The organism is Methylobacterium fujisawaense, from assembly GCF_014138435.1.
Classification (GTDB): Bacteria; Pseudomonadota; Alphaproteobacteria; order Rhizobiales; family Beijerinckiaceae; genus Methylobacterium; species Methylobacterium fujisawaense.
Genome location: NZ_JACJIM010000017.1, coordinates 1 through 7,750 on the forward strand (window position 1 = coordinate 1; position 7,750 = coordinate 7,750).

The following is a 7,750-nucleotide window of genomic DNA, read 5'->3' on the forward strand; positions in this document are numbered from 1 at the left end:
TTGGCCGACACCTGGGTTCCCGCGGCGTCCCGCGTCCCTCGTGTTCGCTCCCGGGCCATGCCCCCGGCGCCACCGGCGCGCGGGGACGATGACGCACATCCGAAGCCGGCCCCGCATCCCGAGGTGCCGGAGCGCGGCGACCTCGGGAGAGCCCTCCACAGGTCGCGCGCGTCCTGGAAGCCGCCTTCGAGGCCCGCCGGCGCGGGTGCTTCAGGATGCGGCGCCGGGCGGGAGCGGTGTTCCGCGCCCCGCCGATCCTCAGGCGGGCAGCGGCTCCCGCGGCTCGGTGTGATCGAAGAGCCGGGGCGGCGCGATCGCGTCCCGGGCCCCCATCCGGGCGACGAGATGATCGGCGACCCGCAGGGCGTTGGCGATGATAGTCAGCGTCGGGTTCACGGCGCCGATCGACGGGAAGAAGCTGGCATCGGTCACGTAGAGGTTGTCCAACTCGTGCGCCTTGCAGTTCGGATCGAGCACCGACGTCTTCGGATCCTCGCCGAACCGCAGGGTCCCCGCCTGGTGGGCCGTCCCGCCGATCGGGACGTTCTTGCCGAGATAGAGCGAGCGGTCGAACAGGTGCGGGTGGATGTCGGTGAAGCTGCAGATCTCGCGCAGCTTCTGCCGGAGCCGCTTGTGCGCCTCGACGTTCGTCTCGGTGAGGTCGAGATGGACCTTGCCGTCCTTGTAGAAGATCCGGTTCTGCGGGAGCGGCACGTCCTCCGAGGTCAGCCAGAAATCGACGGAGTGCTTGGCGATCCAGTCGAAGGGCTTGTCGGGGAACCATTGCAGGAAGCCCGGCAGGCCCTCGCCGTGGATCTGGGCCCCGTCCGATTTGCCGACCATCTGGATGTGGCCGAGGGGGAACTCCCAGCCGTCCTTCGGGTCCGGATCGCCGAAGTAGAAGTCGTTGAGGCCGAGCGTCTTCTGGAATCGGGTCGGGTTCGGGACCTTCGAGATCGCCAGCACCGTCGAGTTGTTGTGGCGCATGTAGTTGCGCCCGACCTGGTCCGACCCGTTGGCGAGGCCGTTCGGGTGTCGGTCGCTGGCGGAGCGCAGCAGCAGCAGCGCCGAGGAGAGGGCGCCGCAGGCCACCACGACGAGGTCGGCCGAGGCCTCGAAGGGCGCGCCGTCGCGCGCGCCGACGATGCCCGTGACGGTGCGGCCGGAGGGGTCGGTGACGAGGCGCTCGACATAGGTGCGGGTGAGCAGCGTCAGGTTCGGGCAGTCCCGCAGGGCCGGGTCCACCACCATGGTCTGGGCATCGGACTTGCCGTTGGTGGGGCAGGGGAATCCGTCGAAGGATTCGCACTTGATGCAGGGCGAGGTCGGCACCGCGCGGCCGTCCTTCTCCACCAGCCGCACGCCCACCGGCAGGTGGAACGGGTGGTGGCCGGCCCGCTTCAGGTTGTCGAACAGCTCCTGGATCCGCGGCTCGTGCGCCACCGGCGGATGGGCGTAGGGCTTCGTCGACCAGGGCTCGGTCGGGTCCTCGCCGCGCAGCCCGTGGACGTGGAACAGCTCCTCGGCCGCCTGATAGTACGGCTCGAAGACGTCGTAGCCGACGGGCCAGGCCGGCGCGACGCCGTCCTGGTGGCGGATCTCGGAGAAGTCCTTCTCGCGGAGGCGGAAGAGGATCGAACCGTAGAACTTCGAGTTCCCGCCGACATAGTAGTGAAGGCCAGGATGGAAGTTTTTGCCGTCGGAGGAGTACCACGTCTCCTTGGCCTGGTAGTAGCCGTCGACGATCACCGCCTGACTGTCCCAGTTCCGCGGCTCCCGCAGCAGGTAGTCGCCGCGCTCGATCAGCAGGATCCGCTTGCCCGTCTGGGCGAGGCGCCACGCCATCGTGCCGCCGCCGGGACCGGACCCGACAATGATGACGTCGTAGTGCTCACCGGGCATGTCGCGTCTCCGTCCGGACCTGCGTCCTGGCAGGCAACTCGCGAGCCGCTTTTCGGATCACCTCACGGTTCCGTGAAGCGCGCGCCGCGTCCCGGGCTCCGCGAAGTCTGCAACCGGCGGTTAAGCGCCTTTCCCAACGCGGCCTTCAGCTTCGGCTGCGATCCTGCGGCGGACCGGCCTGAAGCCGGGGAGGCCGGAATGATCGACATGATGGCGCCTGTCCTGGCGCTCCTGACAGCGGCCGCGCTGGGCCTCGGCCTCTGGCGCGTGCGCGGAACGCGGCGCGCCGAGCGCGAGACCGAGCGGCTGCAGGACCGCATCTGGCGGATCAGCGAGAGCGAGGACCGCTATCGCGCCCTGGTGGCCGCCACCACCGAGATCATCGTCCAGCGCGATGCCCGCGGGCGCATCACCTACGCCAACGAGGATTTCGCCCGCCTGCTCGGCCGCGAGCCGATCGCGCTGATCGGCTCTCAGGACGATCTCGAGATCCTCGACCGCAACGCCGTGGAGATCGGGCCGGACGGGGTCCGCCGCCTGGAGGCGCAGGTCCGGGCGGCGGACGGGCGGGCGCGCTGGTTCGCCTTCGTGGAGATGCCAGTGGCGCACGGCGACGCGACGCACTGGCTGCGCGCGGGCCGGGACGTCACCGCCCGGGTCGAGGCGATCCGCAGCCGCGACGCGGCCCTGGAGCGCGCAGAGGCGGCCAGCGTCGCGAAATCCCGCTTCCTGGCGACGGTGAGCCACGAGATGCGGACGCCGCTCAACGGCATCCTGGGCATGGCCGACCTCGTGCTCGGAACCGAGCTGAACCCCGAGCAGCGCACCTACGTGGAGGCGGTGCGCACCAGCGGCCAAGCGCTGCTCGGCCTGATCGACGGGGTCCTCGACTTCTCGCGGATCGAGGCCGGGCGCCTCGACCTCGCGGCCGAGCCCTTCGACCTGCCGGCCCTCTCCGAGGGCGTCGTCGAGCTGCTCGCGCCCCGCGCGCAGGACAAGGGGATCGAGATCGCCCTCGACGTGACCGAGGACTTTCCGGCCGCCGTTCTGGGCGACGTCGACCGGGTGCGGCAGATCCTGATCAATCTCGCGGGCAATGCCATCAAGTTCACCGAGCGGGGCGGCGTCGGCGTCAGCCTGAGCTTCGTGCGGACCGCAGCCGGCGGCGAGGTCGTGCTCGCCGTGGCCGATACCGGCCCAGGCATCCCGGAGGAGAGACTGCCGATCCTGTTCGAGGAGTTCGAGCAGGGCGACGGCAGCGCGAGCCGCAGCCATGAAGGCACCGGTCTGGGTCTCGCCATCACGCGGCGTCTGGTGACCCGCATGGGCGGCCGGATCGAGGCGGAGTCGCGCCTCGGGCGGGGTTCGACCTTCCGGGTCCTGTTGCCGCTGGCCGAGGTGGCCGGCATCGATGACGGCGGACGGGTCCCATTGCCGCCGCTCTCCGCGCGACGCTGTCTGATCGTCGCCGACTCGCCGTTCCAGGCGCCGTACCTCGCCCGCAGCCTGTCCCGGGCCGGAGCCGCCACCGTGATCGTCGACAGCCTCGAGTCGGGCCTCGACGCCCTGTCGAGCGCCGCCTTCGACGTGGTGCTGGCCGACCGGGCGCTGGGCGACGGTGCCGTGCGGCAGATCGCCGATGCGGCGCGGGCCTGCGGGGTTCGCACGAGCCTCGTGCTCCTCTCGCCGTTCGACCGGCGCGGCTTCGGGGCGCCCGGTGCGGCGGGCTTCGACGGCTACCTGATCAAACCGGTCCGCCCGCGCTCCCTGTTCGAGCGCCTTCACGCATCGACGGGCCCGGTCGAGGCCGCAGCCGCCCCGCCCGAGGCCCCCTCGCATACCGGCAGCCACCTTCGGGTCCTGCTGGCCGAGGACAACCCGATCAACGCCCTGCTGGCGACCCGGGCGCTGGAACGGCTCGGCGCCACGGTGGTCCATGCGGCCGACGGCGTCGAGGCCCTCGAGCGGTTTGAGTCGGACGGCCCCTTCGACCTGGCGCTGATCGACGTGCGGATGCCGCGCCTCGACGGGCACGAGACCGCCCGGCGGATCCGCGCGGCCGAATCGGGCTGCGCGCACCGGCTCCATCTCGTCGCACTGACCGCCAATGCGGGCCGCGAGGACGAGATCGCCGCCCGGGCGGCCGGCTTCGACGGGTTCCTGGCCAAGCCGCTCAATCTGAAGCTGCTCCCCCCGCTGCTGGAGCGCCAATCCGCGCGTGCGGCCTGAGGGCGCGCGTTGACAGGCGGGCGAGTCCCGCGCCAACAGGACGCCCATGTCGACAACCAGCCCTCTGCCGCCCGCACCGCGCTCGTCGAGCGGCGCGCTTGCCGCCTGGGGCATCGCGGTCCTCGTGATCGCCACCGTGCTCGTCGGCGCCCTGGCGCCCGCCCGTCACCCAGCACCGCTGCGCTCGGCGGCCGAGGATCCGGCCTGCCTCGAATGGAGCGACGGCTGCAAGGTTTGTCAGCGGCTCGCAGACGGCCCGGCCTGCTCGCTCCCCGGCTTCGCCTGCCAGCCCGGCGCGCTGCAATGCCTCCGCCGCCGCGAGGGCTGACGCCGCACCCGCGCAGACCGGCCGATCCGGGCGCCTCGGCGGAGCGGCTCAGAAGTACGGGAGGGCCGGTCCTCCGTTTCGCGCCGAGCCCGAACGGACGCCTGCACCTCGGCCACGCCTACTCGGCGCTTCTCAACGCGCAGTTCGCCATCCGGCTGGGCGGCCTCTGCCGCCTGCGGATCGAGGACATCGATCCCGCGCGCTCGAAGCCGGACTTCATCGACGGGATCGTCTCGGACCTCGCCTGGCTCGGGCTGAGCTATCCCGAGCCGGTGCGGCGTCAGTCCCGGTATATGGATGCCTACCGGACGGCCCTCGACGGGCTCGTCGGCCGCGGGCTCGCCTATCCCTGCTTCTGCTCGCGCGGGCAGATCCGGGCGCGGATCGCGTCTGCGGGCGAGTTCCCCTGCGATCCGGATGGCGTGCCGCTTTATCCCGGCACCTGCCGGCACGAGTCCCCCGTGTCCGTGGCGGACCGTCTCGCCAGGGGCGATCCGCATACCTGGCGTCTCGACATGGCGGCCGCCCTGCGCAGCGCCGGCTCGACGCTCGGCTACGTCGCCTTCGACGAGGCGGGCGAGCGCTGGATCGCGGCCGATCCGGGGCGCTGGGGCGATACGGTGATCGCGCGCCGCGACGTGCCGACAAGCTACCATCTCGCGGTGGTTCACGACGATGCCGCCGAGGGGATCACCCATGTGGTTCGCGGCCGCGACCTGGAGGCCGCCACCGACCTGCACGTGCTCCTGCAAGCGCTGCTCGGCCTGCCGACGCCGCGCTACCACCACCACCCGCTGCTGCACGACGCTGAGGGCGAGAAGCTGTCCAAGTCGCGCGGCTCGCAATCCCTCGCCGACCTTCGGCAAGCCGGCCAGACCCCCGGGGACATCCGCGCCCGGCTCGGCTTCGCCTGAGCGATCGCCTCAGCGCACCGCCGCATCGCGCTGGGCGATGGCGGTGGCGCTCTTCGACTTCTGCATGGTGGCGTCGATCTGCTCCCGCTGACGCTTGAACTCGGCGAGCAGGCGCCCGTCGAGCTCCCGGCCACGCGGGACACGGATCTTCATCGGATCGACGAAGTGGCCGTTGATGATCACCTCGTAGTGAAGATGGGCGCCGGTCGACAGGCCGGTCGAGCCGACATAGCCCACGACCTGCCCTTGCCGGACCTTGACGCCCTCCCGGATGCCGCGGCCGAACCGTGACATGTGGTTGTAGGTCGTCACGTAGCCGTTGACATGCTGGATCTCGACCCGGTTGCCGTAGCCCGAGGTCATCTCGGAGCGGATCACCACGCCGTTGCCGGCTGCCATGATCGGGGTGCCGATCGGATTGGACCAGTCGACGCCGGTGTGAAGCTTGGCATAACCCAGGACCGGATGGCGCCGGTAGCCGAAACCGGAGCGCATGATCCCGTCGGCGATGGGCTTGCGCAGCAGGAATTTCTTCAGCGAGCGGCCCTGCTCGTCGAGATAGTCGATCGTCCCGTCATCCGGGGATTGGAAGCGGTAGACCTTGCGGGTCTCGCCACCGAGCGTCAGCGCCGCGTAGAGAAGGTCCGGACGGTCGGCGCTGGCATCGTCGTCGGTGCTGTAGAACACGTCGAGCCCGTCGCCGCTGCTGATGCGGCGCTGGAAGTCCAGGTCGTAGCTGAACACCCGGACGATATCCTCGACGGCGGCTCGCGGCAGGTCGTGGCGCGCGGCCGTCTCGTAGAGGCTCTGATACAGCCGCGGCCCCGAGCCGGAATCCGCATCCTCGTCTTCGCCGGGCTCAGCCTGAGCCTGCGGCTTGGGGGAAGGGGATTCCTCGGAGGGCGGCGCCACCGAGACGAAGGCGCCGCGATCGTTCAGGGCGGCGATGCCCTCGATGCCGTTCTCGCCATAGAGCACGACGCGGGTCACCTGGCGCGGATCGCCGGGATGAGGGCCCGGCGCGATCTGCACGCGCATCGGCTGGCCCTCGTTGAGAGCGGCCGTGCGGGCCTTGCCGCCGAGCGCCGCGACGATGCCGCGGATTGCGTCGTCGCTGGCGAAGCCGATGGCCTTGAGGGTCGATTCCAGGGTCTCGCCGCGCTTCAGCGCGAGGTCGCGCTCTTCGACGAGGGGCGCTTCATTGGGCTTGAGCTCGACCTTGGCGACCTTCGTGACGTTCTCGGGAACGACCAGCACCTCGATCGCCTTGAACGGGTTGGCATCCTTCGGCGCCGTGCTGTCACCATCCCCCGTCGCGCCCTGCTGAAGCGTGCGCGACAGCATGATCTGCGGGGCGATCGGGATCGCGGCACGACGGCCCGCCTCGGCGGCGATGCGGCGCTCCTCCTCCACCTGCGCGGTGACGTCGTCGTCGGTGAGTGCGGGTGCGTTGGGGTCGACGGCGGCCTCAGCCAGATCGCGCTTCACCACGGTGACCTCGGCGCCGGGGGCATCGGCAGAGGCTTCGGGGGCACGCTCCAACGGCTCGTCGGATACGAACTTCATCGGATCGAAGCGGGGGGGCTCGCTCGCGTAAACGCCCGTCGTCATCGACAGGGGTGTGGTGAGCCGTACGAACGCCTTGGCCTTGATGATCTCGCGATCCCCAAGGCGAACCGTGACGGGCGCCCGGAAACTCTGCTTGGCCGACGCGATCATCAGGTTGCGGATCAGTCGGTCACCCTTCCGGGCGATATTGGCGCCGCTTTCGCTCGGCTGCGGTCGCGGCAAGACCGTCGCCTTCTCGGGAATGGCCGCGAAGGACACGTCCCCCTGAAGGGAAACATGGAGGGCCGCCGCGATCAGGCCGGCCCCGGTCAGGCCGGTGAGGCTGCTGGCGCAGAGCCAACGCAGGTTGACGGCGCGACGGTCGATCTGGGTCGCCGTTGCGCCGAGATGATCGAGGGGCGCCTGAACTCCACGCGCCGGGGAGAGGGCGGCCACATCGCCGATCTTGAGTCGCTCGCGCTTCACTCGAAGGCCCTGAAAACACAACGGCGAACGGGCGTCCTCGCAGGACTCGAGGCGCTGAAGCCGAATCTGATGATGCCGGAAGCGGCATCTGTCCCGGTGAACTCATCTCACGGCCCAGCGTGTCGAGATTGAGGCGCCTTGACCCCTGACCGTTGGAGGACGCCGACATGTTGGACAAGTCCGGCGAGCGGGACAACGCGGCGGTTCGGAACGGAATCGCGAAACGCCGGTTGACGGGCCGAACTCCAGGGCCTATACCCCGGCTCATCGGCGCCGGCCGCGGAAGTGGACCGGGCGCTGAGGCATCTTCTGACAAGCGGCGGGATTGGCCGGCGGGTTTAGC

At 70.5% G+C, this 7,750-nt stretch carries 5 protein-coding genes; 3 read left to right on the plus strand and 2 right to left on the minus strand.

Annotated features, from left to right (window positions below):
- Nucleotides 1–258 precede the first annotated feature (258 nt).
- A complete protein-coding gene (locus GGQ91_RS27820; RefSeq protein WP_182593303.1) occupies nt 259–1,902 on the minus strand; it encodes a GMC oxidoreductase in 1,644 nt (547 codons plus the stop codon).
- 198 nt (nt 1,903–2,100) lie between these two features.
- Here GGQ91_RS27820 and GGQ91_RS27825 point away from each other — a divergent pair, with 198 nt between their 5' ends.
- From GGQ91_RS27825 to gluQRS, 3 genes are read left to right on the plus strand one after another with little or no spacing between them, the layout of a single operon-like run.
- Nucleotides 2,101–4,131, plus strand: a complete 2,031-nt coding sequence (locus GGQ91_RS27825) for an ATP-binding protein (RefSeq protein ID WP_182593304.1) — start codon at nt 2,101–2,103, stop codon at nt 4,129–4,131.
- 46 nt (nt 4,132–4,177) lie between these two features.
- Nucleotides 4,178–4,459: a hypothetical protein gene (locus GGQ91_RS27830; protein ID WP_182593305.1), complete on the plus strand. Its 282-nt coding sequence runs from the start codon at nt 4,178–4,180 to the stop codon at nt 4,457–4,459.
- The gene (gene gluQRS / locus GGQ91_RS27835) at nt 4,435–5,373 is read left to right on the plus strand and encodes a tRNA glutamyl-Q(34) synthetase GluQRS (RefSeq protein WP_182593306.1); all 939 of its coding nucleotides are present in this window, start codon (nt 4,435–4,437) and stop codon (nt 5,371–5,373) included. Before GGQ91_RS27830 ends, gluQRS begins: the two co-directional genes overlap by 25 nt.
- A 9-nt stretch (nt 5,374–5,382) precedes the next feature.
- On the opposite strand, the gene GGQ91_RS27840 is transcribed toward gluQRS, so the two are convergent.
- Nucleotides 5,383–7,407, minus strand: coding sequence for a peptidoglycan DD-metalloendopeptidase family protein (locus GGQ91_RS27840; RefSeq protein WP_182593307.1), 2,025 nt, complete (start codon nt 7,405–7,407; stop codon nt 5,383–5,385).
- Nucleotides 7,408–7,750 lie beyond the last annotated feature (343 nt).

Coding starts and splice junctions, on each gene's coding strand:
- GGQ91_RS27825 (WP_182593304.1), top strand. CDS start 2,101: ATGATCGACATGATGGCGCCTGTCCTGGCGCTCCTGACAGCGGCCGCG.
- GGQ91_RS27820 (WP_182593303.1), bottom strand. CDS start 1,902: ATGCCCGGTGAGCACTACGACGTCATCATTGTCGGGTCCGGTCCCGGC.
- GGQ91_RS27830 (WP_182593305.1), top strand. CDS start 4,178: ATGTCGACAACCAGCCCTCTGCCGCCCGCACCGCGCTCGTCGAGCGGC.
- gluQRS (WP_182593306.1), top strand. CDS start 4,435: ATGCCTCCGCCGCCGCGAGGGCTGACGCCGCACCCGCGCAGACCGGCC.